Annotated in this window: 21 protein-coding genes; 10 read left to right on the forward strand and 11 right to left on the reverse strand. The window is 73.6% G+C overall.

What is annotated here, in order from left to right; all coding sequences use genetic code 11:
• Position 1: 1 nt before the first annotated feature.
• On the reverse strand, positions 2-2,044 hold the full coding sequence (locus KV205_RS07890; protein WP_265863333.1) for a prolyl oligopeptidase family protein: 2,043 nt from the start codon (positions 2,042-2,044) through the stop codon (positions 2-4).
• Positions 2,041-2,937 (reverse strand): hypothetical protein, encoded by an 897-nt coding sequence (locus KV205_RS07895; RefSeq protein WP_265863334.1) that lies wholly within the window; start codon positions 2,935-2,937, stop codon positions 2,041-2,043. The genes KV205_RS07890 and KV205_RS07895 overlap by 4 nt, the downstream gene beginning before the upstream one ends.
• Positions 2,938-3,180: 243 nt before the next feature.
• Between KV205_RS07895 and KV205_RS07900 the strand changes: the two genes are divergently transcribed.
• Positions 3,181-5,241, forward strand: coding sequence for a phosphocholine-specific phospholipase C (locus KV205_RS07900; protein WP_265863335.1), 2,061 nt, complete (start codon positions 3,181-3,183; stop codon positions 5,239-5,241).
• 32 nt (positions 5,242-5,273) lie between these two features.
• Here KV205_RS07900 and KV205_RS07905 read toward each other — a convergent pair whose 3' ends face one another.
• A complete protein-coding gene (locus KV205_RS07905; RefSeq protein ID WP_265863337.1) occupies positions 5,274-5,846 on the reverse strand; it encodes an NADPH-dependent FMN reductase in 573 nt (190 codons plus the stop codon).
• A 202-nt stretch (positions 5,847-6,048) separates the two neighbouring features.
• On the opposite strand from KV205_RS07905, the gene KV205_RS07910 reads away from it, so the two are divergent.
• Positions 6,049-7,416 carry an NAD(P)/FAD-dependent oxidoreductase gene (locus tag KV205_RS07910; protein ID WP_265863340.1) on the forward strand — a complete coding sequence of 456 codons (1,368 nt, stop codon included), beginning with the start codon at positions 6,049-6,051 and terminating at the stop codon, positions 7,414-7,416.
• A gap of 111 nt (positions 7,417-7,527) precedes the next feature.
• Here KV205_RS07910 and KV205_RS07915 read toward each other — a convergent pair whose 3' ends face one another.
• The 3 genes from KV205_RS07915 to KV205_RS07925 form a co-directional block, all read right to left on the reverse strand.
• Positions 7,528-7,995, reverse strand: coding sequence for a hypothetical protein (locus tag KV205_RS07915; protein ID WP_265863341.1), 468 nt, complete (start codon positions 7,993-7,995; stop codon positions 7,528-7,530).
• Between the two features lie 146 nt (positions 7,996-8,141).
• The gene (locus KV205_RS07920; RefSeq protein WP_265863343.1) at positions 8,142-8,897 is read right to left on the reverse strand and encodes an IclR family transcriptional regulator; all 756 of its coding nucleotides are present in this window, start codon (positions 8,895-8,897) and stop codon (positions 8,142-8,144) included.
• A gap of 137 nt (positions 8,898-9,034) precedes the next feature.
• Entirely contained in the window at positions 9,035-9,820 is a 786-nt protein-coding gene (locus tag KV205_RS07925) for a L,D-transpeptidase family protein (protein ID WP_265863344.1), read from the reverse strand.
• 147 nt (positions 9,821-9,967) lie between these two features.
• On the opposite strand from KV205_RS07925, the gene KV205_RS07930 reads away from it, so the two are divergent.
• From KV205_RS07930 to KV205_RS07945, 4 genes are all read left to right on the forward strand, one after another.
• Positions 9,968-10,459, forward strand: coding sequence for a GNAT family N-acetyltransferase (locus tag KV205_RS07930; RefSeq protein ID WP_265863346.1), 492 nt, complete (start codon positions 9,968-9,970; stop codon positions 10,457-10,459).
• A 72-nt stretch (positions 10,460-10,531) separates the two neighbouring features.
• Positions 10,532-12,361, forward strand: coding sequence for a hypothetical protein (locus KV205_RS07935; RefSeq protein ID WP_265863347.1), 1,830 nt, complete (start codon positions 10,532-10,534; stop codon positions 12,359-12,361).
• A gap of 127 nt (positions 12,362-12,488) precedes the next feature.
• Complete coding sequence (locus KV205_RS07940) at positions 12,489-13,568, forward strand: dihydrodipicolinate reductase (RefSeq protein WP_265863349.1); 1,080 nt, start codon at positions 12,489-12,491, stop codon at positions 13,566-13,568.
• Entirely contained in the window at positions 13,565-14,044 is a 480-nt protein-coding gene (locus tag KV205_RS07945) for a carboxymuconolactone decarboxylase family protein (protein ID WP_265863350.1), read from the forward strand. Before KV205_RS07940 ends, KV205_RS07945 begins: the two co-directional genes overlap by 4 nt.
• 59 nt (positions 14,045-14,103) lie before the next feature.
• Here KV205_RS07945 and KV205_RS07950 read toward each other — a convergent pair whose 3' ends face one another.
• Positions 14,104-15,759, reverse strand: coding sequence for a GMC oxidoreductase (locus KV205_RS07950; protein ID WP_265863351.1), 1,656 nt, complete (start codon positions 15,757-15,759; stop codon positions 14,104-14,106).
• A gap of 345 nt (positions 15,760-16,104) precedes the next feature.
• On the opposite strand from KV205_RS07950, the gene KV205_RS07955 reads away from it, so the two are divergent.
• On the forward strand, positions 16,105-19,131 hold the full coding sequence (locus KV205_RS07955; protein ID WP_265863353.1) for a protease pro-enzyme activation domain-containing protein: 3,027 nt from the start codon (positions 16,105-16,107) through the stop codon (positions 19,129-19,131).
• On the opposite strand, the gene KV205_RS07960 is transcribed toward KV205_RS07955, so the two are convergent.
• Both KV205_RS07960 and KV205_RS07965 read right to left on the reverse strand, forming a co-directional pair.
• Positions 19,122-19,442, reverse strand: coding sequence for a hypothetical protein (locus KV205_RS07960; protein WP_265863355.1), 321 nt, complete (start codon positions 19,440-19,442; stop codon positions 19,122-19,124). The genes KV205_RS07955 and KV205_RS07960 overlap by 10 nt on opposite strands.
• 116 nt (positions 19,443-19,558) lie before the next feature.
• The gene (locus KV205_RS07965) at positions 19,559-20,323 is read right to left on the reverse strand and encodes an alpha/beta fold hydrolase (protein ID WP_265863357.1); all 765 of its coding nucleotides are present in this window, start codon (positions 20,321-20,323) and stop codon (positions 19,559-19,561) included.
• A gap of 153 nt (positions 20,324-20,476) precedes the next feature.
• Between KV205_RS07965 and KV205_RS07970 the strand changes: the two genes are divergently transcribed.
• From KV205_RS07970 to KV205_RS07980, 3 genes are all read left to right on the forward strand, one after another.
• Positions 20,477-23,035, forward strand: a complete 2,559-nt coding sequence (locus KV205_RS07970) for a SpoIIE family protein phosphatase (RefSeq protein ID WP_265863358.1) — start codon at positions 20,477-20,479, stop codon at positions 23,033-23,035.
• Between the two features lie 133 nt (positions 23,036-23,168).
• Positions 23,169-23,420 (forward strand): type B 50S ribosomal protein L31, encoded by a 252-nt coding sequence (locus KV205_RS07975; protein WP_265863359.1) that lies wholly within the window; start codon positions 23,169-23,171, stop codon positions 23,418-23,420.
• 110 nt (positions 23,421-23,530) lie between these two features.
• On the forward strand, positions 23,531-24,292 hold the full coding sequence (locus tag KV205_RS07980) for an alpha/beta fold hydrolase (RefSeq protein WP_265863362.1): 762 nt from the start codon (positions 23,531-23,533) through the stop codon (positions 24,290-24,292).
• Between the two features lie 137 nt (positions 24,293-24,429).
• On the opposite strand, the gene KV205_RS07985 is transcribed toward KV205_RS07980, so the two are convergent.
• Both KV205_RS07985 and KV205_RS07990 read right to left on the reverse strand, forming a co-directional pair.
• Positions 24,430-24,927, reverse strand: a complete 498-nt coding sequence (locus KV205_RS07985; RefSeq protein ID WP_265863363.1) for a peptidylprolyl isomerase — start codon at positions 24,925-24,927, stop codon at positions 24,430-24,432.
• 67 nt (positions 24,928-24,994) lie between these two features.
• Positions 24,995-25,234 carry a hypothetical protein gene (locus tag KV205_RS07990; protein WP_265863365.1) on the reverse strand — a complete coding sequence of 80 codons (240 nt, stop codon included), beginning with the start codon at positions 25,232-25,234 and terminating at the stop codon, positions 24,995-24,997.
• Between the last annotated feature and the right edge of the window lie 169 nt (positions 25,235-25,403).

The following is a 25,403-nucleotide window of genomic DNA, read 5'->3' on the forward strand; positions in this document are numbered from 1 at the left end:
GTCAGCTGTCGCGGCCTCCGAGGGTCCGCCACAGGAAGGTGTGCTCAAGCGCGCTGTTGTACGCGGTCTGTTCGTGGTCGGTGGCCCCCGCGTGGCCGCCGGCCAGGGTCTCGTGCAGCAGCACCCGGTGGCCGAGCTCGCGCAGCCGGGCGGCGGCCTTGCGGGCGTGTCCGGGGTGCACCCGGTCGTCGCGGGTCGAGGTGGTGAGAAGGACCGGCGGGTAGGGCCGGCCCGCCGCCAGCCGGTGGTACGGCGAGAGCGCGGCGAGGTGCGGCCGGTCGGCCGGGTCGTCGGGGTCCCCGTACTCGGCGATCCAGCTGGCCCCTGCCAGCAGCCGGTGGAAGCGCAGCATGTCGAGCAGCGGCACGTGCGCGACGATCGCGCCGAACATCTCGGGACTGCGGACCAGCATGGCGCCCATGAGCAGGCCGCCGTTGCTGCCGCCGGTGATGCCGAGCTGCTCGGGCGTGGTGATGCCCCGGGCGACCAGGTCGCGGGCGACGGCCTCGAAGTCCTCGTAGGCGCGCGGCCGGTCGGCCTTGAGGGCGCTGCGGTGCCAGCGCGGCCCGTACTCGCCGCCGCCCCGGATGCCGGCCACCACGAAGGTGCCGCCGCGGGCGAGCCAGGCGCGGCCGCGCACGGTGTCGTACGAGGGGGTGAGGGAGACCTCGAAGCCGCCGTACCCGTTGAGGAGGGTGGGCCGGGGGCCCTGCCGGTCCCCGGGGCCGACGACGGTGTACGGGACGCGGGTGCCGTCGGCCGAGACGGCGAAGTACTGCCGGGCCTCCAGGCCGTCGGCGTCGAAGCGCTCGGGGGCCTGCTTGATGGTCTCGCCCGGTCCGCCGATCTCGCCGCGGTGCAGGGTGGGCGGGACGAGGTGGCCGGTGACGGACAGGAAGTACTCGTCGCCGGTGTCGGGGTCGGTGTCGGTGAGGGCGGCCGAGGAGAGCGGCGGGATGTCGGCGAGCTCCTGGCGCTTCCAGCCGGCTCCGGTGCCGGTGCCGGCGGTGGCGGGGTCGGCGGGCGGGGTGAGGACGTGCAGACGGCTGGCGACGTCCTGGAGGGTCTCGACGATCAGGTGGTTGCGGGTCCAGGAGTGTCCGGCGAGCGCGGTGCGGTCGTCGGGCGTGAACAGCACCTCGGGCTCGCGCCGCCCGGCGAGGAAGGCGTCGAAGCGGAAGGCGAGGAGCGCGCCCGCGGGCTGTCCGAGCCAGGGCGCCTTGGGGGTGACGAGCAGCCACTCGCGGTGCACGGAGCTGTCGGCGTCCTCGGGCAGGTCGAGGCGGCGCAGCTCGCCTTCGTCGTCGATCAGATGGGTCTCGTGGTGCCAGAAGTCGCGGTAGCGGACGACGAAGTCGCGCTCGAAGCCCTCGGTGGGGTCGTGCCAGGCAGAGACGACGAGGTCGGACTCCTGGCCCTCGTGGACGAGCTCGGCGGCGTCGAGCGGGGTGCCGCGGCGCCAGCGGCGCACGGTGCGGGGGTAGCCGGAGGCGGTGAGGGAGCCGGGGCCCTCGTCGGTGCCGACGAAGACGTGGTCCTCGTCGATCCAGCCGATGTCGGTCTTGGCCTCGGGGAGGGTGAACCCGTCGGCCACGAAGGCCCGTTCCGCCAGGTCGTACTCGCGTACGACCACGGCGTCGCCGCCGCCGCGCGCGAGGCTCACCAGGGCCCGCCGGTACGCGGGGCGCAGCACCTGCGCGCCCGCCCAGGTCCAGTCCTCGCCCTCCTCGGCGGCGAGCGCGTCGAGGTCGAGCAGGACGTCCCACGCGGGCGCGTCGGTGCGGTACTCGTCGAGGGTGGTGCGCCGCCAGACGCCCTTGGTGTGCTCGGCGCTCTGCCAGAAGTTGTAGAGGTACGGTCCGCGCCGCCGGGTGTACGGGATGCGGTCCGGCGCGTCGAGGACTTCGCGCAGCTCGGCGACGAGGCCGGCGAAGCCGTCTCCTCCGGCGAGCTCCGCCGCCGTCTCGGCGTTGCGCTCCCGCACCCAGTCGAGGGCGCGCTCCCCCTCGACCTCCTCCAGCCACAGATACGGGTCGTCGCTCACGCCCGGTCCTCCTGCTCGTCGTCGTGCTGCTCGTCGTCTTCCCAGGCCGGGATGGTCCAGCGCAGGACGGTACCGCCGTCGGCGGCGGGGTGGAGGGTCACGGGGTAGACCCGCCCGTAGAAGCGCTCTCCCGCGTGCCGCGCCGCGTGGTCCCCAGGATTCCAGCCGATCCCGAGCACCCGGCAGCCGGCCACCTCGATCACGCCGGCCTCCAGCGGGTGGTCCCAGCCGGCCCGCTGGGCCCGGTGGTAGTCGGTGTGCGGGTCGACGGACCACACGAGGCCCATGCCCCGGTGGTGTTCACGGGTCCAGTCGGCGAGTGCCTCGGCTCTCCGCTCGGCCTCCGCGACGGGCAGGTCCAGCCAGCCGCGCGGACCGCCCTCGTACCGCTGCCCGACCGGCTCACCGCCGAAGTGCGCCCACGCGGCCTCCGCATGGAGCCCCCAGTAGCCGAGGTCGGCGAGCCCGTTGTCCGACGGCGCCCCGAGACCCGTCCACGCGTCCAGGGCGACCGCGTCCCCCACGACCATGCCGCACCGGTCGACGGGCAGGTCCCCGAGCCGTACGGCCTCCGGGGCGCGGCCCGCCGGCCACGGCACGCCGAGGTGTGTCTCCAGGACGGAGATGACCGGCACCTCGTCGAAGAGGGACCACTCGGTGAGCGCCCGTACGGCCAGCGGCCGGTCGGGGCGCGCCGGGACCGCGACCGCCTCGCAGTCCCCGTCGCGCAGCTGCCCGCCGCCCGCGGCGGCCGCCTCGCGGGCTCGTTCCGAGAGCGGGGGGCCGGTCTCGGACCAGCAGTCGATCCAGCCGCCCATGCCGAGCACGAGCACCCCCGACGGCGCCGTCACCTCACCGAGCCCGGTCCACGTCCCCGTCATGGTCTCCGTCATGTTCCCCTCCCTGCCGCCCATGATGGACGACCCCACTGACAACCGGACCACCGCACACATTGGTTCGTGGTCGAACCAATTCCCGCCCGGCTTCTCGTCCCTCCCTGTAGCACCACCTCACCGTCCTCGGGAAGTTCACCCATCGATTACTGCACGGCTGTATACCTTTGGGACCGGTTCCCTCATCCTGTCCTCGCGTGCCACCGGGGCACCGCGGGACACGAGAGGTGGGCGAGGCGGGACATGACTCCCATCAGCCGCAGAGGGTTCGTAGGGATCGGGGCGGGGCTCGGGGCCGGGCTGGTCGCCGGGGCGGGGGCGCCGGCCGGCGCGGCACCCGCGGAGGCGGAGGCGGTGTCGGCGGCCGCGCAGGCGGCCTCCGGCGACATCACCGACGTCAAGCACGTGGTGATCCTCATGCAGGAGAACCGGAGCTTCGACCACTACTTCGGCCGGCTGCGCGGTGTGCGGGGCTTCGGCGACCGGGCCGCGGGCAACATCCCGGGCGGCTGGGGCATGTTCAACCAGCCCAACTGGGGCGGGCGGCAGTACCCGTGGAAGCTGAGCGCCACTCCCCCGGCCGGCGGTGTGGACGGCGAGACGCTCGCGCAGTGCAACGGCGACCTGCCGCACAGCTGGACCTCGCAGCACGCCGCGTGGAACAAGGGCCGGCTCGACAACTGGGTCACCGGCGTCGGCAACACCCGCACCCTCGGCTACCTGGACCGTGGCGACATACCCTTCCACTACGCGCTCGCCGACCACTACACCGTCTGCGACGCCTACTTCTGCTCGACGCTCAGCGCGACCGGCCCCAACCGGACCTTCCTGTGGAGCGGCAAGGTCGACGCCGCCAGCAAGGACGGCGGCGAGGAGTCCGGGCTGACCTGGGAGACGTACGCGGAGGCCCTGCAGCGCGCCGGCATGAGCTGGAAGGTCTACCAGAACGCCCAGGACAACTACGGCGACAACGGTCTGGCCTACTTCAAGAAGTTCACCGACGCCAGGCCGGGCGACCCGCTGTACGACCGGGGCATGGGCTCGGTGCCGAAGGTGACCGGCTCGACCCCGGACGACATCGCCGCCGCGATCCGCGCCGACGTGGTCGCCGGCACCCTGCCGCAGGTGTCGTGGGTGGTGGCCAGCGAGGCCTTCTCCGAGCACCCGTACGCCCCGCCGGGCGACGGCGCGCACTTCGTGAACCTGGTGTACCAGGCGCTCGCCGCGAACCCGGAGGTCTTCGACTCCACCGTCCTGTTCCTCAACTACGACGAGAACGACGGCTTCTTCGACCACGTGCCGCCGCCGGTCGCGCCGCCCGGCACGGCGGGCGAGTACATCGACGGGGTGCCGATCGGTCTCGGCTACCGGGTCCCGATGATCGTCATGTCGCCGTGGACCCGGGGCGGCTGGGTGAGCTCCGAGGTCTTCGACCACACCTCGGTGCTGCGCTTCATGGAGGTCTGGACTGCGGCCCTGGGCACCCCGGCGACCTGCCCGAACATCAGCGCCTGGCGCCGCAGGGTGAGCGGCGACCTGACCGGGGTCTTCGACTTCGCGCACCCGGTGTACGGGGTGCCGGCGAACCTGCCGTCGACCGCGAAGGTGATCGGCCAGTCCACCTGCGGCCCGCTGCCCAACCCGGCGCCGCAGGACAACGCCCTGCCGCAGCAGGAGCCGGGCACGCGGCCGGCGCGCTCCGTGCCGTACCAGGTCAACGGCAATCTGGACCGCTTCGAGTTCGGTGCCGCGGGCAAGATCCTCGCCTGGTTCTCGATGACCAACCAGGGCACGGAGGCGCGCCGGTCCGCGCACTTCTCGATCCATCCGCACCAGTACCGGGACACCGCCGCCTGGCAGTACACGGTGGACCCGGGCACGACGGCCAGCGACTACTTCAACATCGGGTTCGGCTCGGGCTCCGGGAAGTACGACATCTCGATGATGGGCCCGAACCGCTTCCTGCGCCGCTTCATCGGCGACGCCTCCAAGGCGGGCAAGGACGTCGAGGTCGCGGCGCGCTACGCGACGGAGCCCGGCACCGGGAAGACCGCGATCTGGTTCAGGATGACCAACAACGCGTCCGCCGCGGTCACCTTCACCATCCGCTCCGACGCCTATCGGTCGGACGGCCCCTGGACGTACACCGTGCCGGCGAAGTCGTCCCGCGAGGACTACTTCAACGCCGTCGCCTACACCGACGGCTGGTACGACTTCACGGTCCTCGCCGACATCGACGGCACCTGGTCGCGCCGCTACACCGGCCACATCGAGACGGGCGCGCCGAGCGTCACCGGCAGCTGAGCACGCGCACTCCTGCCGTTCCGGCGCGCCGTTCAGCGCCGGGGCGGCAGGACCGTCAGGACGCGCTCGATGAAGGTCTCGAAGTCGCTCATGAAGTCGGTGAGGAACTGCTGCGTGGTGGGGTCGCTGACCTCGCCGTCCTCGCCGAACAGCCCCGGGGTGAACTGGATGTACGCCTCCGGGGCGTTCATCTGCGGGGAGTTGCAGAAGGAGAGCACCGAGCGCAGGCTCTGCTGGGCGACGGCGGTGCCGATCTTGCCCGGGGATGCGCCGATCACGGCCGAGGGCTTGTGGGTGAAGGAGTTGGTGCCCCAGGGCCGGCTGGCCCAGTCGATGGCGTTCTTCAGCCCGCCGGGGATCGAGCGGTTGTACTCGGGCGTGACGAAGAGGATCGCGTCGGAGGCGGCGATGGCCTCCTTGAGGGCGGTGCCCTCGGGCGGGTAGTCCGCGTCGAAGTCGTGGTTGTAGAGCGGCAGGTCCTTGATGGGGATCTCGCGGAAGTCGAGATTGCGCGGCGCGACGCGGATCAGGGCCTTGGAGAGGATCCGGTTGATGGACTTCGCCGACAGGCTGCCGACGAAGTAGCCGACCTTGTACGTGGTCATGCGGATGCCGTCCTTCGTCTTCGCGGGGAGAGGGGGACGTCCCTGGCGAAGCTAACCCGGTCCGGGGTGGTCGGCGACCCGGGCGGGTGGGGCCGGGTCCCTCGAACAGCGCCACCCTTTTGCCGGATATGCACGCTTTCCGGATGATGGGTGAGGTCAGGACAAGGCGCACGGCGCAAGGCGTGGAAAGGCGGACTTCACCGTGTCTCGACCGAGGATCCTCGTGGTGGGCGCCGGCTTCGCCGGGGTGGGGTGCGTCCGGCGCCTCGAACGGCGGCTGACCCCGCGGGAGGCCGCGATCTCGCTGCTCTCGCCCTTCTCGTACCAGCTCTACCTGCCGCTGCTTCCGCAGGTCGCGTCCGGGGTGCTGACGCCGCAGTCGGTCGCGCTGTCGCTGCGGCGCAGCGAGCGGCACCGCACCCGGATCATCCCCGGCGGCGCGATCGGCATCGACACCGAGGCCAAGGTCGTCGTGGTGCGCACGATCACCGGCGAGACGGAGACAGAGCCGTACGACCACCTGGTCCTGGCCCCCGGCAGCGTCACCCGCACCTTCGACATCCCCGGTCTGGCGGAGCACGCCCGCGGCATGAAGACGCTCGCCGAGGCCGCGTACGTCCGCGACCATGTGATCGCCCAGCTGGATCTGGCGGACGCCAGCCAGGACGAGGCCGAGCGGGCGGCGCGGCTGCAGTTCGTGGTGGTCGGCGGCGGGTACGCGGGCACCGAGACGGCCGCCTGCCTCCAGCTGCTCACCCACAACGCGGTCAAGCGCTATCCGCGGCTCGACCCGAAGCTGATCAGGTGGCATCTGATCGACATCGCGCCCACGTTGATGCCCGAGCTCGGGCCCAAGCTCGGCGGCGCGGCCCTGGAGATCCTGCGCAAGCGCGGGATCGAGGTGTCGCTCGGGGTGTCGGTGGCCTCGGTGGACGACGAGAACGTGACGCTCACCGACGGGCGTGTGCTGCCCAGCCGCACCCTGATCTGGACGGCCGGCGTCGCGGCCAGCCCGCTCATCGGCACCCTCGGCGCCGAGACGATGCGCGGCCGGCTCGTGGTCGGCGCGGACATGGTGGTGCCGGGCCTTCCCGGGGTGTACGCGCTGGGCGACGCGGCGGCCGTGCCGGACCTGGCGAAGGGCGAGGAGAACGCGATCTGCCCGCCGACCGCCCAGCACGCCATGCGCCAGGGCAAGGTGATCGCCGACAACCTGGTCGCGACCCTGCGCGGCGAGCCGACCCGTCCGTACGTGCACAAGGACCTCGGCCTGGTGGTGGACCTCGGCGGACTCGACGGCGTGTCCAAGCCGCTGGGCATCGAACTGCACGGCATGCCCGCGCAGGCGGTGGCCCGCGGCTACCACTGGGCGGCCCTCCGCACCAACGTCGCCAAGACCCGCGTGATGACCAACTGGCTGCTCAACGCGATCGCCGGCGACGACTACGTCCGCACCGGCTTCCTCGCCTCGAAGGCCGGCACACTCCGCGACTTCGAGTACACCGACGCCTACCTCACCCCCGACCAGGTCCGCGCACACACCGCCGCGCTGCGCGCCGCCACGTCCTGACCGAGGCGCGGGTCAGCGCCGCGTGCGGCGCCGTTACTGCTCCCGCCGGTGCGCCACCCGGGAGCGGGTCGCGGCGCACCGGCGGGGCAGGGCGGAGGCGACGGACGGGACTCAGATGTCGATCACGCGGTAGGCGATCGTGTAGACGCCGCCGGAGCCCTCCAGGGAGCGGTACTGGACCTCGGCGCCGGCCTCGGTGCCGGTGACGAGGGTGGCGCCCAGCTTGTCGGAGCCGAAGGTGTCCTTGTCCCAGAGGGTGAGGGTGCGGGCCTGCTCGCGGCCGAGGATCAGGGCCGAGTTGCCGTTGCCGTCGGTCAGGGAGCGGACGTAGCCGGAGCCCATGGTCTGGTACGAGATGCCGTTGCCGGGCCACACCTTGACCTGGTTGCCGTTGGCGTCGGTGATGTTGAGGTAGGCCTCGTCGTGGTTGCCCTCGCTGTTCTGGTGGCAGGTCAGCTCAAGGAGCTCGATCTTCACGTAGTCGATCGGCTCGGCCTGGGCGGTGCCGGCGAAGACGCCGAGGCTGCCGAGTCCGAGCAGCGCGGCGGCGGCCATCCGGACGGTGCGGCTCTTGTTCATGGTGATTCCCCCAGTGTCGTGACGTCACCTCGGGTGACGTGCGGTGTGTGACGTGCGGTGTGCGTCCCCGCCGTGCCGGCGGGTCCGGTGTCGTGCCGTTTCCCCCCGGCACGTCCCTCACTGTGCCCGGCCCGCGGAGGCCGGTTCTACGCGCGTTCCGCTGGACGGAACAGCCCGGCGGGAGACACCGCGGGCATCCCCCGGGCGAGGCCGCGGGCCAGCGCGCCGGCCGCCTCGGCGACGGCCTCGGCCAGCGGTTCCAGGGCCCGTCCGGCGCGGATCATGCCGGCAACCGCGGCCACCGTCCGGCCGTCCGGCGCCCGTACGGGAAGGGCCGCGCAGCACACCCCGGCCATCACGTCCTCGCGGTCGAGGACGGCGCCCGCGCGGCGGGGCCCGCGCAGGGCGAGGCCCGCCGCCGTGTCGAGGCGGAAGCCGACCCCGTCGCGTACCGGCACCACCGGCTCCAGCTCCCCCGGCACCGAACTCACCGTCAGGGCCTGGTCCTCCCGCTCCACCACGAGCAGCACGCTCGCCCCGGTCGACGCCCGCAGCCGGTGCAGCGGCAGGCGCGCGGCGGCCCGCAGGCCCGGGTGGGGCTCCCAGGCGAGGCCGAGGCGGTAGAGCTGGGGGCCGACCCGGTATCGCCGGTCGCGGCGCTCGACGGCGCCGACGGCCACGAGCTGGTCGAGCAGCCGGTGTGCGGTGCCCTTCGGCACCCCGCAGGCCAGCGCGAGTTCGGTGACGCCCGCCGGCTCGTCGCCGTGTCGCCGTAACGCCTCCAGGAGCGCGAACGCCCCTTCCAGGACGCCCCGTCCGCCCCGGTTCGCGGTGTCTCCGCGCCCCGGCGTGGCTCTGTGTCCCGGCGTGTCTCCGTGTCCCGCCGATGCGGCGTGTTCCATGTGTCCCCCCGGACCACTCCCGCCCGGCCGCGACCCCCGACGGCGCGGCTCCGGACGCAGGGGACACCATGCGGCAGAACGGACGTACCGGCCAAGCCTTTTCGCGGCGTGGCGCGAACGGGACGACCAAGCACCGCTCAGCCGGCGAGCACCGACGCCGGCCCCATGACGACGACCGGTTCACGGGCCGGGTCGAGGGCGCGCAGCAGTTCCGTCATGTCCTCGCGGGGCAGCGAGACGCAGGCCTGGGTGGGGCCCCCGTGGTCGACGTGGATCCACACCCCGCCGCCGGCCTCCGGTCCGAGCGGGCGTTCCTTGTTGAGCGGGGTGGTGCCGGGGATCCGGTTGTAGTCGATGGCCACGACGTAGTCGAAGGAGCCCTCCAGGGGCTCACCGAGGAATCCGGTTCCCGAGACCGCGAACTCCTCGTCCTGGTCGTACGGGAACCGTGCGCCGGGGTCGGGCAGCCGGCCGCCCGCGTCGCCGATCCGGAACACGCCGATCGGCGAGCGGAGGTCGCCCGCCGTGTGCGCGTCGGTCCAGCCGCGCAGCGCGTTGTGTCCGGTCCAGGGTCCCGCGGTGCGGTGCCAGCGGCCCGCCGGGTCCCGCTGGTGGAGCACGGCGGTGGCCACGTTGCCGTCGGGGCCGTCGCCGGTCACCACGAGCACCTGGGTGGTGCCGTCGGGGATCCGGCCGTGGGTCCGCGGGCCGATGCCGGGGATCCGCGAGGGGGCCCGGTTCGCCGCGTCCGGCCGCTCCTGGGCGGGGGCCTTGGAGGCGGCGGGTGCCGGGGCGGGCGGCGCGGGCCTCGGCTCGCCGGCGGTACAGCCGGTGAGGACGCCGGCCAGCACCAGGGCCGAGAACAGCGTGCCGGTCAGGGCGCGGGTCGGGAGGGTGACGGTGGTGCCCTTGCGGACGGGCATGGGGAGGGCTCCTCCGGGGCTCGGGGCAATGCCGGAATCCGTACCCGGTGCGCGCCGGCCCTGTCGCGCGGCCGGTGCCGCCTCACCCGTCCGGGCGAGGCCCGATTGCGGTTGACTCCCTGTACGGCGGCGGGATTTCCTGCCCGCATGAGCGAACCGCACGAGCTGCGCATCGAAACCATCGACCCCGCCGACCCGGCGGCGGCCCCCGCCCTCCTCGCGGACTGGCGGCTCATCCACAACACGATCATCCCGACGGCGCCGCTGTCGGAGGCCGACGTGCGCGAACGCGCGGGCCGCAACCGGCTGGACGTCGCCTATCTGGACGGCGTGGCCGTCGGCTGCTCCACGGTCCGCCCGCCCGACGACGAGACCCCGGCGGCCACGGTCATCTCCCGGATCATGCCCTCACACCGGCGCCGCGGCTTCGGCACGACGCTGTACGAGCGCGGCCTCGCGCACGCCCGGACGCTGAGCGACGCGGGCGTGGAGACGGTGGTCCTCGCGACCAACGAGGAGGGGCTCGCGTTCGCGCTGGCGCGCGGGTTCGTGGAGACCGAGCGCTATGTACTGCCCGGCGACACCGTGCCGTTCGTGTCACTGCGGCTCGCCGACGAGGCGCCGGGCGGGGACGCGTAACCCCCTGGACGACGGCCCCGGGGTACGGCATCCTCGGGGCATGATCAAGAGAATCGAGCACCCCACCAGCCGGTGAGCGCCCGCGACGAGCGCGCGGCGCTCACCGACCGGCCCTCGCTGTACGCCTACGCCCTGAGCCTGATCGAAGCCGGCCCCCGAGAGGGCCCCGCTTCGGGCGCGGTCACCCGCCGCCAGGGCTTCCCGCTGCCCGCCGAGCCACCGCTGCCGGACGGCCCCCGACTGCGCGGCAAGAAGGGCTTCGCCGCCGTCCGGGCCGCCCTCGGCCCGCTGCTCGCCGGGCCCGACACCCCCGAGGCGGCCGAAGAGGTCCACCGCCGTCTCGCCGAACTCCCCATGCACACCGGCGCGGTGGTCGGCGCGGTCCTGTCCATGCCGCTCGACGATCCGGCGGCGGCCCGAGCGGTGGCCCGCCGTCTGGTGCGCACCGGCACCCTGAGCAAGCCGGTGTGCGTCGGCCTCGCGCTGCTCCGGCGGCTGGGCGAGCCCGAGGACATCCCGGTACTGCGGGTTCTTACCCATCTCGACGGGCTCCTGGAGCTCGCGCTCACCGCCCTGGAACCGCTCGACCCGCGCACCGCCGCGCTGCGCCGGCTGGACCTCCGGACGCGGGAGACCGACCGCCTGCGTCCGTTCGTGGACGCGCTGCTCTCCGGCGGGGCGTGCGATGTGCGGGCGCTGCTGATCGGGCTGCCGGCCGACCTGCGTGCCGTCGGTCCCTCCCCCGCCCGTCGGATCGCCGAGGCGATCGGCCTCGCGGCGCTGCTGCGCCGTAAGCCGGTGGACCCGCGGCTGCTCGCCCGTGCGGCCCGGCTGTTGGTGCGGATGGCGAGCCCGCGCGACTACGCGGCCGAGGTCCGCTCGTACCGCGAGGCGGTCGAGGTCTGCGAGCTCGTGGTCCGGCGTGCCGCCGCGCTCCCGTCGGGCGTCGACCACGCCGCCGTGCTGCTCTCGCTCGCCGTCGACCTGCACAGCGGGGCGACCCGGCTGCTGACGTGGCGGGACGGGCAGGTCGAGCAGCTGCTCGACGCGCTCGGTGCGCTGCTCCACTCCCCCGCGTGGGAGGGCGTGTTCACCGAGCCGGACCCGGCGGTCGAGGCCGACCTGTCTCCGGCGGTACGGCGCCGGGCGGAGTGGCTGCGGTACACCCGGGACCGGGTGTTCCTGGATCCGCCGCCGGACGGCCGGCTGCGGATCGAGGTGCTCTCGCGCGATCCGGACGACGGCGACCCGCTGGAGACCCGCTTCCTGCTCGACGGCGAGCCGCTGGTGCCCGCGGTGTTCGGGCGGGGCGCGGGCAACTCCCCGGAGTACCTCCTGGGCGACGGACGGCTGCGGGCGACGGAGGAGCCCCGGGACGTCCAGCTGGCCGAGGCCTGGTGCACCGAGGGCTGCTGCGGTGCGCTGTGGGTGACGGTCGTGCGCGAGGGCGACGCGGTGGTGTGGCGCGACTGGCGGCTGCCGAGCCTGCTCCCGGGCGGCGCGCCCGCGCCCGTACTCCCGGCGTACCGCTTCGACGCCGTCGCGTACGACGCGGAGGTCGCCCGGGCGAGCGCGGAGACCCGCTGGTCGTGGTCGGCCCGCGTCACCGCGCGGCTGGTCAAGGAGGAGCTGAACGCGCGTCGGGAACTCCTGGGCCGCTGGGACTGCCGCCTCAGCTATGCCATGTCACCGACCCGCACTCCGGAGACCACCGAGGTGTGGTTCGTCTACCGGCCCGGCACCTTCGAGGGCACGGCGACGGAGGACGGGCCGTGGATCCAGTTCCGCTGGGAGCTGCCCGACGACGGCACGCCGCCGGCCGAACGCGCGGCGGCCGCGCTGCGCAGGCTCGCGACGGAGGACCCGCGCGGCTTCGCCCACTGCGCGGGCGGGATCCGGTGACCGGGCGGAATCCGGTGACCGGGCCCGCCGGGCCGTACATCGTGACGCCCGCACCGTACTGACGCTCCGTCAGATCCGTCCCGTCGCGGCTCTGGGAACCTCGCGCGCCCGGCGCTACCCTCCGCGCATGATTCCGACCGTGGTATGGGGAACCGGAAATGTCGGGCGCGCGGCCATCCGGGCCGTCGACGCCCATCCGGCGCTCGCGCTCTCGGCCGTCCTCGTCGCGAACCCCGCCAAGGTCGGTCGCGACGCGGGCGAGCTCGCCGGGCTCGGGCGCCTGCTCGGGGTGGCCGCGCGGGACGACGTCGAGGCGGTGCTCGCCGAGGGCCCGGGCGCCGTGGTGTACGCGGCGTCCGGGGACCTGCGCCCGGACGAGGCGCTCGCCGACGTGGTCCGGGCGGTCCGCGCGGGTGCCGTGGTGGTGACGCCGTCGCTCTATCCGCTGTACGACCACCGGGGCGCGCCGCCCGAGTTCCGCGACCCGGTCCTGGCGGCGGTGAAGGAGGGCGGCGGGTCGCTGTTCGCCTCGGGCGTGGACCCGGGCTGGGGCAATGACGTGCTGCCGCTGCTCGTGAGCGGTCTGGGCAGCACGGTGGAGGCGATCCGCTGCCAGGAGATCTTCGACTACTCGACGTACGAGCAGGAGGAGTCGGTGCGCCTCCTGGTCGGCATGGGGCAGCCGATGGAGTACGAGCCGCCGATGCTGCTTCCGTCGGTGCCGACGATGGTGTGGGGCGGGCAGCTGCGGCTGATGGCGCGGGCGCTCGGGGTCGAGCTCGACGAGATCCGGGAGACGCTGGAGCGGCGCCCCCTCGATGCGACGGTGCGGACCCGGACCATGGGCGAGTTCGCGGCCGGCACCCAGGGCGCGGTGCGCTTCGAGGTGCAGGGGATCGTCGGCGGCGAGCCGCGTCTGGTGATCGAGCATGTGACGCGGATCCATCCGGACTGCGCGCCGGACTGGCCGGTGCCGCCGGACGGTTCGGGGGCGCACCGGGTGATCGTGGAGGGGCGGCCGCGGATCGTGGTGACGGTCGAGGCCTCGGACGAGGGCGAGAACCGCTCGGCGGGCGGGAACGCGACCGCGGTGGGACGGCTGGTCGGCTCGATCGACTGGCTGGTGGAGGCGGAGCCGGGGCTCTACGACGCGCTGGACGTGCCGTTGCGCCCGGCGGTGGGCAGGCTGGGAAGGAGCACGCGGTGATCATCGACATTCCCGAGGGGCAGGAGCCGATCGGGTACGTGTGGGGCGACATGGTGCCCGGGATCGGGATGGCGGCGGCGAACTTCTCGCTGTCGGTGTACGCCCACACGACCCTGGGGCTGCGCGAGTTCGAGGCGGCGCGGCTGCGGATCGCGCAGATCAACGGCTGCAGGTTCTGTCTGGACTGGCGGACGGACCGGGACGGGGAGAAGGTCGAGGAGTCCTTCGCGGACGCGGTCGCGCAGTGGCGCACGACGGAGGTCTTCGACGAGCGGACGCGCCTGGCGGCGGAGTACGCGGAGCGGTACGCGCTCGACCACCACGGCCTGGGCGAGGAGTTCTGGGCGCGGATGACGGGCGCGTACAGCCAGGTGGAGATCGTGGAGCTGACGATGAGCCTGGGGTCGTGGCTGGCGTTCGGGCGGCTCAACCGGGTGCTCGGGCTCGACACGGTGTGTGTGCTGCCGACCCACTGAGGCCGTACGACAAGGGGGCCGGCCGGGTTCTCCCGGCCGGCCCCTCTTCATGCCCGCCCTCACAGGTCGGTCGCGATGATCTTCTCGATGTTGCGTTCGGCGAGCGCCGTGATGGTGACGAACGGGTTGACGCTGGTGCTGCCGGGGATGAGGGCCCCGTCGATGACGTAGAGGCCGTCGTAGCCGTGCAGCCGGCCGTAGTTGTCGGTGGCCTCGCCGAGGACGGCGCCGCCGAGCGGGTGGTACGTGAGATGGTCGCCCCAGATCTTGTAGGCGCCGAAGAGGTCCGTGCGGTAGATCGTCCCCTCCTTGGCGTTGATCTTGTCGAAGATGGTCTTGGCCGCGTCGATGGAGGTCTGCTTCCAGGCCCGGTCCCAGCTGAGGTCGACCCGGCCGGCGGCGGCGTTCCAGCTGAACTCGGCGCGGTGCGGGGTGCGGGTGATGGAGAGGTAGAAGGAGGCGTAGGTCTCGATGCCGGTGGGCAGCGGGGCGACCTCGGCGAAGGCGCCGCCGGCGTCCCAGTTGTCGATGCCCGCGGTGGGCATGGAGGACTGGAGCTTGCCGGTGGGGTCCCACATGTGGTTGGCCCGGCCGCACATGACGTTGCCGTTGTCGCCCCAGTTCTTGCCGACCCGGTCGTTGAGGGCGGGTAGCGCACCGGTGGCCCTGAGCCGGGTGAGCAGCTTGCTGGTGCCGACGCTGCCGGCGGCGAAGAACACCCGGTCGGCAGTGACGGTCTTGGTCTCGACGGTGGTGCCGGCGGTGTCGATGCGTTCGATGGTGACGGTGTAGCCGCCGTCGGACGCCGGGGTGACCGTGGTGACCCGGTGGAGCGGTGAGACGGCGACCCGGCCGGTGGCGGCGGCCCGGGCGAGGTAGGTCTTCTGCAGGCTCTTCTTGCCGTGGTTGTTGCCGTAGATGACCTCGCCCTCGAGGGCGGACTTGGGGACGGCGCCGGCGGCCTCCTGCTTCATGTAGTCCCAGTCGTAGACGTTGGGCACGAAGACGAAGGGGAAGCCGGAGCGCTGGGCGTGCTTGCGGCCGACGCGCGCGTACTGGTAGCAGTCGGCGTTCTCCCACCAGGTCTGGTCGACCTCGGTGACGCCGAGTCCGGCGTTGGCGCGCGGGTAGTAGGTGGCGTACATCTCGGCGGGGTCGACGGTGGGCAGCAGGCTCGGGAACAGCTCGCGGCGCGGGGTGACGGCCATGCCGCCGTTGACGAGGGAGCCGCCACCCAGTCCGCGGCCCTGGTAGACGGTGATCCCGGCGAAGTCCTCGGCGTCGAGGATGCCGGTGTAGCGGGGCACGTCCTTGTCGAGCGGGAAGCCGAGGAACTGGCTCAGCGGCTGCTTGGTGCGGGTGCGCAGCCAGAAGGACCGGTAGTCGGGCTGGGTGGTGTTGGCGAAGATCTTGCCGTCGGACCCGGGGGTGTCCCAGGCCATGCCCATCTCGATCAGGTGGACGTCGACGCCCGCCTGGGCGAGCCGGAGGGCGGCGACGGAGCCGCCGTATCCGGAGCCGATGACGAGGGCGGGGACGCGGGCGCCGGAGGGGATGGGCGCGAGGGCGGCGGTGACCTCGGCGGGGGTGGCGGCGCTCGCCGCGGCGGTGTGCCCGGCGAGCGCCAGGCCACCCAGAATGGAACCGGTTCCACTGACGAACCGACGACGGGTCAGACCCCGGGAACCCGAGGCCGAAAAGGATCTGTCACTCATGTGATGTTCCTCACCCTGGGGGGTAATGGGAACATGTTCTACTGGCGGGTTCTTGGGAAGTCACGAGAAACCGCCCGGTAACTTTCGGCCGAAAACAGCCGTTCGTGATCACGGTCCCGCAACGAACCCCCACCCCGCGTGTCGAACGCGAGTGCGGGCCTGATAAATGTTCACGTCTGGTCGTCGCTCTGCGCCTTCGCGCGCGCGGACGGCACCGGGGGGGTTTCACGCAGAACGGGCTTCGGCGCTGCCGCGCCGTGCCCGCATTTCCGCCTTCGCTTCTCCTTCCGGGCTGCCCGCTGCCCCTGGCCGCGTGCGACGCGGAACGTGAGAGGGAGCGTGTGCATGGGCGGAACCGCCCGTAGCAAGGCATTCAGATGGGGTGCGGCCGCCGTCGCCGCCCTGGCCGTCGCCACGGCCGCCGTCCCGGCCTCGGCCGCGACGGCCGCCCCGGCCGGCGACCCGGGCCCGCAGCGGGTCGGCAAGGCCCCGAAGGCGCCCAAGGGCGCCGTCCGAACGGCCGATCCGGCCCCCGGCGCGGCGCTCGACCTGAGCGTCGTCCTGGAGCCCCGTGACCCGGCCGCACTGCAGCGGTTCGTCGCCGAGGTCTCCACCCCCGGTTCGCCGCGCTACCGCCAGTACCTCGGTACGGGCGAGTTCGCGAAGGTCTTCGGCGCCGAGCCGGCCACCGTGCAGCGGGTGCGGGCCGAGCTCGAGGCCAAGGGCCTGACCGTCGGCGCCCTGGGCGCGGACGGCCTCACCCTGCTGGTGAAGACCACCGTCGCCGACGCCGCGAAGGCCTTCGGCACCGAGTTCGACGGCTACCGGATGCCCGACGGCAAGGCCGGTGTGCTCAACACCCGCGCCCCGTCCTTCGGCGGCCGGGTGGCCGGCGAGGTCAGCACAGTGGTCGGCCTCAACACCCTGGCCACGTACCAGCCGCGCAACACCGGCCTCAAGGGCAAGGCGCACAAGAAGCAGACGGCCACCGCGCCGCGCGCCCTGCAGCCGCGGCTGACCGGCACCACCCCGGCGCTCTGCACCGAGGTGCAGAACTACCTCGCCGACGCCAGCGACCCGGCCTACCCGCCGCTGTACGACAAGACCGACTACTGGAGCGCCCGCTCCCTGGCCACGGCGTACAACATGGCCAACCAGGTCAACGTGCAGACCGGCACCACCGTCGCGGTCTACTCCCTGGAGAACTACGACCCGAAGGACATCGCGGAGTACCAGCGCTGCCACGGCACCAGGGCGTCCGTGAGCGCGGTCCGCGTCAACGGCGGCCCCACCGAGCCGGTGGACCCGTTCGGCACCGGCGCCGGCATGGAGACCGCGCTGGACGTCGAGACCATCATCGGTCTCGCGCCGCAGGCGAAGATCCTCGTCTACCAGGGCAAGAACACCTGGAACGACTCCACGCTGACGTACCAGCAGATCGTCAACGAGAACCGCGCCAAGGTCATCTCGGTCAGCTGGGGCCTGTGCGAGATCCACACGCCCGACGACGTCCGCACCGCGCAGAACCTGATCTTCCAGCAGGCCGCCGCGCAGGGCCAGAGCGTCGTCGTCGCCTCCGGCGACAGCGGCTCGACCGGCTGCTACGTGCCGATCGACGCCCAGGGCACCCCGGACCCGGAGGTCCCGGACCAGGACCAGCTGGTCGCCGACTTCCCGTCGGTCTCCCCGTACGTGCTCGCCGTCGGCGGCACCACCATGCGGACGGACATCACCCAGCAAACCACCTGGCCGGGCTCGGGCGGCGGCGTCGCCCGCGGCATCTCCGTGCCGGCGGACGGCTTCCAGGCCGGCCGCACCGGCGCCGGCTACGCCGACGCCTGCGCCGCGGCCGCCGGCACCACCTGCCGTCAGGTCCCGGACGTCGCCGGCGTCGGCGACCCCGCCACCGGCTACCCGATCGCCTTCGGCGGCGGCGACTACTGGGGCGTCATCGGCGGCACCAGCGGCGCCGCCCCGGTCTGGGCCGCGCTGCTCGCCCAGGCGAACCAGGACCTCGCGTGCCAGGCCAACGGCGCGGTCGGCGACGTCCACCGCGCGCTGTACCAGCTGCCGGCGACCGCCTTCCGCGACGTCACCAGCGGCAACACCAACCTGACGAAGTCGGGCAACTTCAGCGGTCTGTACGCGGCGGGCGCGGGTTACGACCTGGCCACCGGCCTCGGCGCCCCGAACGGACGCGAGATCGTCGCCGGCCTGTGCAAGGCCGTCGCCCCCTCCGCCGCGAGCGCGTTCAACGCGCTCACCCCGGCCCGCATCCTCGACACCCGGGCCGGCATCGGCCGGGCCGGCACCTCGCCGGTGGGCGTCAACGGCACGGTCAAGCTCAAGGTGACCGGCGTGGGCGGCGTCCCGGCCTCCGGCGTCACCGCGGTCGTCATGAACGTCACCGCGACCGCCCCGACCGGCCCGGGCTACCTGATCGCGTACCCGAGCGGCACCACGCGTCCGGCCTCCTCGAACATGAACTGGCTCAAGGGCGAGACCATTCCGAACCTGGTCACCGTCCCGGTCGGCAAGGACGGCTCGGTCGACCTGTTCAACGCGGGCGGCTACACGGCCCACTTCGTCGCCGACATCTCCGGCTACTTCTCCACCGAGGCCGGCGGCTCCACCTACGTGCCGAAGGGCCCGGCCCGGATCCTCGACACCCGCAGCGCCATCGGCCGCGCCGGCACCTCGCCGGTGCCCGGCAAGGGCACCGTGTCGCTGCAGGTCGCGGGCGCCGGCGGCGTCCCGGCCACGGGCGCCACCGCCGTGGTCCTCAACGTCACCGCCACGGCGCCGACGTCGAACGGCTACCTCATCGCCTACCCGAGCGGTGCCACCCGCCCGACCGCCTCGAACATCAACTGGCTCACCGGCCAGACCCGTCCGAACGCGGTCGTGCTGCCGATCGGCCCCGACGGCAAGGTGAACCTGTACAACGCCGGCAGCGGCACCGTGCACTTCATCGCCGACGTCTTCGGCTACTACACCGCGGGCGCCGAGGGCAGCACCTTCCACAGCGCTGGCCCGGCCCGGCTGCTCGACACCCGGTACGCGCTCGGCACCTCCGGCACCACCCCGCTCAAGGGCGGCACCCCGCTGGTGCTGAACCTGAACGACGGTCACACCCTGTCGACGGCCAAGGCGGTGGTCCTCAACGTCACCGTCACCGCGCCCAGCGCCGGCGGCTTCCTGACGGTGTGGCCCGACGGCACGACCCTGCCCACCGCGTCCAACCTCAACTGGACCACCGGGCAGACCACGGCCAACCTGGTCACCGTGCCCGTGGTCAACGGGAAGATCGACTTCCGGGCGAACACCGGAACGGTGCACGTGATCGCCGACCTGTTCGGCTACTACTCCTGATCCCGGGAGCCCTCGGGCCCCGTCCCCGCCGCGCGAGCGCCGGGGGCGGGGCCCTTCCCGTTCCCGGCGGCGGAGGTGAGACCGGCGACCAGCACCCCGGCGAGGGCCGCCCAGGCCAGCGCGCCGGCGCCGGCCGCCCGCCAGGCGGGACCGGCCAGGAGCAGGCTCGCGAGCAGGCCCGCCGCGAGTGCGCGGGGATCGCGGGTGAAGGCGAGGGCGCGGCGGGCGCTGCCGGGCGCGGCGCGCTCGCGCAGGGCCAGCCGGCCGACGAGCAGGGCGGCGGCGACCGCCGCCGTGAGGGCCAGGACCATGCCGTGCCCACCGCCTCTCCGTGCCGCGCGCCGGCCGGACCGGCGCGTCCGCGACCAGTCTCCCCGCCGCCCGCCGGGCCCGCCCGTCGACCCGCCCGTCGGACCCGCCCGCCGGGTCAGGCGGCCAGGAAGGCCTCGATGGCGTCGGCGACGGCCTTCGGGGTCTCCTCCGGCGCGTAGTGGCCGGCGTCCGGCAGCACGGTGAGCCGGGCGTTCGGGTACCAGCGCAGCCAGGTGGCCTCCATGGCCTCGGCGCCGAGCGCCGGGTCGTGGGCGCCGACGACCAGGAGGACGGGCGCCGGGTTGTCGCGGACCCGCTCGTGGAAGTCGGTGCGCGACCAGGAGTCCAGGTAGGCGCGGAAGGCGGTGGGCGAGGAGCGGGTCAGGGAGCGGTCGACGAGGGCGGAGAGCCAGGCGTCGTCGTAGCGGCCGCCGGTGGTGTTGTCGATGATCGCGCGCCGGTTCCCGGGCTGTTCCGCGGCACCGGCGAAGAGCTCCCAGGTCGCGTCGTCGAGCGGGAAGCCGGCCGCGGAGACCGGGGAGATCCCGACGATCGACCGCACCCGGTCGGGTGCGTCGAGCAGCATCAGCTGGGCGGCCTTGCCGCCCATGGAGTGGCCGACCACCGAGAAGGTGTCCCAGCCCAGGTCGTCGGCGACGGCGAGGGCGTCGGCCGCGACCTCCTCCATCGTGTAGGCGCCGTCGGCGTCGATCGCCTCCCCGTAGCCGCGGCAGTCGAGGAAGGCGTAGGAGCCGGCGGCCCCGTCCAGGTGCTCGCGCAGCGGCGCGAAGCTGCTCCGGTCGCCGAACCAGTTGTGCAGGACCAGGGCCCGGTGCGGCCCGGTGCCCTGGACGTCGTACGGAAGAACCCGGCCGGTCATTCATCCCCCTGGTCACGAGGGGCTGCGCGCCGTCCGCGGCAGCCGACGACGGGAGTCTGACGAGCCGCGGCGGCCCCGGTCAATGCCCCCATGGGGTGGTTCCCGGCGGTACGGGCGGGGGCCGGGGGCCGGACGGGTGCGCCGTTGCTCCGGATGCGTGGCCCTTCCGGCCGGGCGCATCCTTGCTGTGTGACCTCGTACGGCGCGGCAGGCACCGCCCCGTCGGACGGGACCGGGCCGCCGCGCCCGGAGCCACGGGCCGCCGGGTGGGCGGCCGACGCCCTGACGGTGGTGCTCGCGGAGTCGGTGCTGCGGGCCGTGGAGGCGGCCGGGGGCTATGCGGGCGGGGTCTATCTGCGCTCGGGCACGCCGGGACTGCTGCGGCTCGCGGTGCTCGCGGGGCTGCCGGGGCCGCTGTTCCGGCCGTGGTGGCGGATGCACGCCAACCGGCCGTTCCCGGTGGCCGAGGCGCACCGCTCGGGCCAGCCGGTGCATCTCGGGGACGTCGAGGAGGCCATGCGGCAGTTCCCGCAGCTGGTGGCGAGCCTGCCGTTCCCCTTCGCCTCCCTGTACGCGCCGGTGGTCAACGGCCGCGAGCGGTTCGGGGTGCTCGTGGTGCTGCGCACGCCCACGCCGGGGGTGCCGGTGGACGCGCAGGACCGGGGCCGGATGATGCAGGAGGCACGCCGTCTGGGCACGACGCTCGCCGGTCTGGCCGGGCACGGGTCCCGGGTGGCCTGGCCGGGCGAGCCGGTGTCCGTGCAGCTGCCGAGCCGGACCGCGCCGCCGGTGCGGATCGGCTACTTCGACTGGGACCTGGACAGCGGCACGCTCCGGGCCGACGCGGGGCTGCGGGACATCCTGGGCGAGACGGGACCGCTGCCGTGGACGGTGGCCTCGCTGACCTCGCGGCTCGTGCCGGAGGACGCGTACGCGCTGGGGGCGCTGGCGCGCCAGGCCGCCGGCTCGGGCGGCCCGGCGGCGCGCCGGCTACGGCTGAAGGGTCCGGACGGCGGGCTGCACCTCCTGGAGGTGACGGCGCGGCCGCTCACCGACGGGCGGGCGGGGCACGTCCTCACCGGCTCGCTCGTCGACCTGGGCACCGGGCTCCTCGGCTCGGACGCCACCGACCGGCTGCCCCGGGCAATCCTGGCGATCGACCGGCTGGGCCGGATCACGTACGTCAACGAGCGCACCGAGGGGCTGCTCGGTCTGGCGCGCGGCACGCTCGCCGGGCAGCGGCTGTGGGAGGCGGTGCCGTGGTTCGCCCATCCGTACCACGAGGAGCAGCTGCGCGGGGCGCTGCTCTCGGACCGGCCGATCCACTTCCTGGCGCACCCCGGGCAGGGCGAGTGGCTGTCGGTGTCGCTCTATCCGGGCCGGGACGGGGTGACGCTGGTCCTGGTGCCTTCGAGCGATCCGGCGGCGGCCGACCTGCCGCCGCGTACGGCCACGGAGGACGACGACGGGCTCGCCTCGCCGGAGGGGCGGGCTGCGGCCTTGTACCGGCCGGTGGCGCTTGCCATCGCGCTGTCGGAGGCGGTGACGGCGCGCCAGGTGTCGGCGGTGGTCACCGAGGAGCTGCTGCCGGCCTTCGGCGGGCGGCAGCTGGCGATCTATCTGCTGAGCGACCGGCATCTGTACCTGGCGTGGGAGACCGGTTTCCCGCCGGGCTTCCTGGAGCCCTTCGACGGGGTGCGGCTCGATGCCCGGGTGCCGGGTGTGGAGACGCTGACGACGGGGCGGCCGCTGTTCTTCGAGTCCATGGACCAGCTGGGCGCGGCCTATCCGGGGCTGCCCCTGGACGCGCACACGGGTGCCCGGGCGTTCCTGCCGTTGATCGCCTCGGGCCGGCCGGTGGGCTCGTGCATCCTCGGCTTCGACAAGCCGCGCGGATTCACCGCCGAGGAGCGCACGGTGCTCACGGCGCTCGCCGGGCTGATCGCCCAGGCGCTCGAGCGGGCGCAGCGGTACGACTCCGAGTCCGCGCTGGCCCGCGGGCTGCAGGACGCGCTGCTTCCGCACCGGCTTCCGGTGTACGAGGGCGTGGACACGGTGGGCCGCTATCTGCCCGGCACGCAGGGCATGGACGTGGGCGGCGACTGGTACGACGTGATCGAGACGGGGCAGGGGCGGCTCGCCCTGGTGATCGGCGACGTGCAGGGCCATGGCGTGGCCGCGGCGGCCACCATGGGGCAACTGCGCAGCGCGGTACGGGCCTTCGCGCTCGGCGGGCACCGGCCGCAGGACGTGGTGCGGGGCACCAACCGGCTCCTTATCGACCTGGATCCGGGGCAGTTCGCGAGCTGTTGTTACGTGGTGCTCGACCCGGCCACCGGCGAGATGCAGGCGGCCCGGGCGGGGCATCCCCAGCCGCTGCTGCGCCGGGCGGACGGCAGAACGGAGGTGGTCGAGCTGGCCGGCGGGGTGGTGCTCGGGGTGGACGGTGCGGCCGTCTACCCGGTGACCCGGTTCCGCCTCGAACCGGGCGATGTGCTCGCCCTGTTCACGGACGGCCTCGTGGAGCGGCCGGGCACCGACATCGACGAGGGCGTCGAGCGCCTGCGCCGCACCTTCGCGGCCACCGGCTCCGCCGAACTCGCGGACACCGCCGACCGCCTGATCCGCGAGGCCCGCCAGGCCCCGGATCGCCCGGACGACATCGCCCTGCTCCTCGCGGCGAGGTGGGGCGCGCCGCCGCGCGGTGGGTGAGGTGGGGGCGGCCGGCGGCCGTCGCTCACCCGGTCGGACGTGCGGCGCTGGTCGTGGGGGCGGGGGGCGGGGAGGCTGGGCGGACCGGGGGGCGACCGGCTACGGCGGCCCGAGGGCCGTCCGAGGAGGACAAGTGCAGCAGGACAAGCAGCCGGAGTACCGGCCCGTGGTGTTCCGGGACCGCTCGGCCGGGTTCGCGTTTCTGACCCGGTCCACGGCGAGCAGCGAGCAGACCATCGACTGGGACGACGGCAACACGTATCCGGTGGTGGACGTGGAGATCTCGTCGGAGAGCCATCCGTTCTACACGGGCAAGGCGCGGACCGTGGACAGCGAGGGGCGGATCGCCAAGTTCGAGCGCAAGTACGGCGAGGGCGACGGCTGAGGCGTCCCGGCCCCTCGCCCCGGCACGGGGGCGTTGTCAGTGGCCGCCCGTAGGGTGATCGGACCGGTGGGGAGCCGGTCCGACGGGGAGTCATGGGAAGGGCGAGGGCCATGCGGGAGCTGTATCTGGCGGAGGCGAGGGGGCATGTGCGGTGGATCGACCTGCCGGGCGCCGGGGAGGGGCCCGCGCGGGTGTTCCTGCATGGTCTCGGCTGCACCGGCGCCTCGGACTTCGCGCACATCGCGGTGCATCCGGCGCTGGCCGGGCGCCGTTCGCTGCTCGTGGATCTGCTGGGCTTCGGGCTGAGCGACCGGCCGGGTGATTTCGACTACCGGATGGAGTCGCAGGCGGCGGTGGTGGCCCGGATCCTCGACCACGAGGGGCTGACGGGCGTCGAGCTGGTCGGGCACTCGATGGGCGGTGCCGTGGCGGTGCGGCTGGCCGCGTCCCGGCCCGATCTGGTGGACCGGCTGGTGGTGGCGGAGCCCAACCTGTACCCGGGTGGCGGCCTGTTCTCCTCCCCGGTGGCCGCGCAGAGCGAGGAGGCCTTCGTCCGGGAGGGCTTCGCCGCCATGGTGGCCGCGCAGGACCGCGCGGACTACGCGGCGCGGCTGCGGCTCGCCGATCCGCTGGCCGTGCACCGCAGCGCGGTGGCGCTCGTGGAGGGCACGGTGCCGTCGGGGGGCGAGCTGCTCGCCGGGCTGCGGCGGCCGCGGGCGTTCCTGGTGGGCGAGCGGAGTCTGCCGGACGCCGACGCGGAGAAGGTGGCGGCCCTGGGCATACCGGTCCTGGAGGTGCCGGCGGCCGGGCACGACATGATGATCGACAACCCGGACGGCTTCGCCCGGGCGCTGGCCCGCGCCCTCGGCTGACCGCCCGGCGCCGGCCTCCGGCCCTGCGCTTCCGGGCGTGCGCTTCCGGGCGTGCGACCGCCCCCGGCCGAGGTCGGCGCGGGGGCGGTGGTCGACGCGCGGCGCGAGCCGCACGGTCAGAGCCGGGAGGTCCGGGCTCAGGCCTCGACGACGCCGGACTTGGCGACGCGGATCTCGGCGTCCGTGGCACCGGAACGGGAGCCGTGGGACTCGATCTCCTTGACGAGCTCCTGGCCCTCGACGACCTCGCCGAAGACGACGTGCTTGCCGTCCAGCCAGTCGGTGATGATCGTGGTGATGAAGAACTGGGAGCCGTTGGTGTTGCGGCCCGCGTTCGCCATCGACAGCAGGAACGGGCGGTCGTGCTTCAGCTGGAAGTTCTCGTCCTCGAACTTCTCGCCGTAGATGCTCTTGCCGCCGGTGCCGTTCTCGTTGGTGAAGTCACCGCCCTGCAGCATGAACTGCGGGATGACGCGGTGGAAGGGGGAGCCGGCGTAGCCGAAGCCGTGCTTGCCGGTGGCCAGCTCGCGGAAGTTGCGGGCGGTCTTCGGCACGACGTCGTCGAAGAGCTTGAAGACGATCCGGCCGGCGTCCTTGCCGTTGATGGTGATGTCGAAGTAAACGTTGTTGCTCATAGGGACATCCTGTCATTCCTCGGCCACTGCGCGCGCACGGGCCACCCCCGTCCGGGGATTACGGAGGTCAGAGCAGGCCGCCGGGCAGCGGGGCCTGGGGCGCCTCGGCGGGCGCGAGGCCGTCGCCCGCACCCTCGGCCGCCCCGTCCAGCAGGGCGCCGACGCCCTGGTCCTCCTGGAGGAGGCCGGTGACACCGGCGGTCGCGTCGCCGGGCTCCATGGCGGAGGCGTTCGGCGGCGGGGTGACAAGGGCGGTGACGACGCCCGCGGCAAGGGAGGCGATGGCGAGCATGCTGCGCTTCTTCATGGCCTGGTCAACTGCCGGGGCGCCCTGAGGTTACGGCGGCGGGCCCACCGATTCCCCGAGCGCCCGGCGGCGCGCATACTGCAGAACAGAGGAAATCCACGCAACTCGGGTGGAACCATCCCCATCCGGATGAATGTCCTTCCCAGTGACACCACAGTCCCCACCGCTC

Source organism: Streptomyces sp. SKN60 (assembly GCF_026236535.1).
GTDB lineage: Bacteria > Actinomycetota > Actinomycetes > Streptomycetales > Streptomycetaceae > Streptomyces.

What these genes read in the sequence shown, in the direction of transcription:
- KV205_RS07900 (WP_265863335.1), top strand. Translation starts at nt 3,181, where the DNA reads ATGACTCCCATCAGCCGCAGAGGGTTCGTAGGGATCGGGGCGGGGCTC.
- KV205_RS07970 (WP_265863358.1), top strand. Translation starts at nt 20,477, where the DNA reads ATGCGTGGCCCTTCCGGCCGGGCGCATCCTTGCTGTGTGACCTCGTAC.
- KV205_RS07925 (WP_265863344.1), bottom strand. Translation starts at nt 9,820, where the DNA reads ATGCCCGTCCGCAAGGGCACCACCGTCACCCTCCCGACCCGCGCCCTG.
- KV205_RS07940 (WP_265863349.1), top strand. Translation starts at nt 12,489, where the DNA reads ATGATTCCGACCGTGGTATGGGGAACCGGAAATGTCGGGCGCGCGGCC.
- KV205_RS07960 (WP_265863355.1), bottom strand. Translation starts at nt 19,442, where the DNA reads ATGGTCCTGGCCCTCACGGCGGCGGTCGCCGCCGCCCTGCTCGTCGGC.
- KV205_RS07980 (WP_265863362.1), top strand. Translation starts at nt 23,531, where the DNA reads ATGCGGGAGCTGTATCTGGCGGAGGCGAGGGGGCATGTGCGGTGGATC.
- KV205_RS07930 (WP_265863346.1), top strand. Translation starts at nt 9,968, where the DNA reads ATGAGCGAACCGCACGAGCTGCGCATCGAAACCATCGACCCCGCCGAC.
- KV205_RS07905 (WP_265863337.1), bottom strand. Translation starts at nt 5,846, where the DNA reads ATGACCACGTACAAGGTCGGCTACTTCGTCGGCAGCCTGTCGGCGAAG.
- KV205_RS07895 (WP_265863334.1), bottom strand. Translation starts at nt 2,937, where the DNA reads ATGACGGAGACCATGACGGGGACGTGGACCGGGCTCGGTGAGGTGACG.
- KV205_RS07990 (WP_265863365.1), bottom strand. Translation starts at nt 25,234, where the DNA reads ATGAAGAAGCGCAGCATGCTCGCCATCGCCTCCCTTGCCGCGGGCGTC.
- KV205_RS07985 (WP_265863363.1), bottom strand. Translation starts at nt 24,927, where the DNA reads ATGAGCAACAACGTTTACTTCGACATCACCATCAACGGCAAGGACGCC.
- KV205_RS07955 (WP_265863353.1), top strand. Translation starts at nt 16,105, where the DNA reads ATGGGCGGAACCGCCCGTAGCAAGGCATTCAGATGGGGTGCGGCCGCC.
- KV205_RS07915 (WP_265863341.1), bottom strand. Translation starts at nt 7,995, where the DNA reads ATGAACAAGAGCCGCACCGTCCGGATGGCCGCCGCCGCGCTGCTCGGA.
- KV205_RS07950 (WP_265863351.1), bottom strand. Translation starts at nt 15,759, where the DNA reads ATGAGTGACAGATCCTTTTCGGCCTCGGGTTCCCGGGGTCTGACCCGT.
- KV205_RS07920 (WP_265863343.1), bottom strand. Translation starts at nt 8,897, where the DNA reads ATGGAACACGCCGCATCGGCGGGACACGGAGACACGCCGGGACACAGA.
- KV205_RS07965 (WP_265863357.1), bottom strand. Translation starts at nt 20,323, where the DNA reads ATGACCGGCCGGGTTCTTCCGTACGACGTCCAGGGCACCGGGCCGCAC.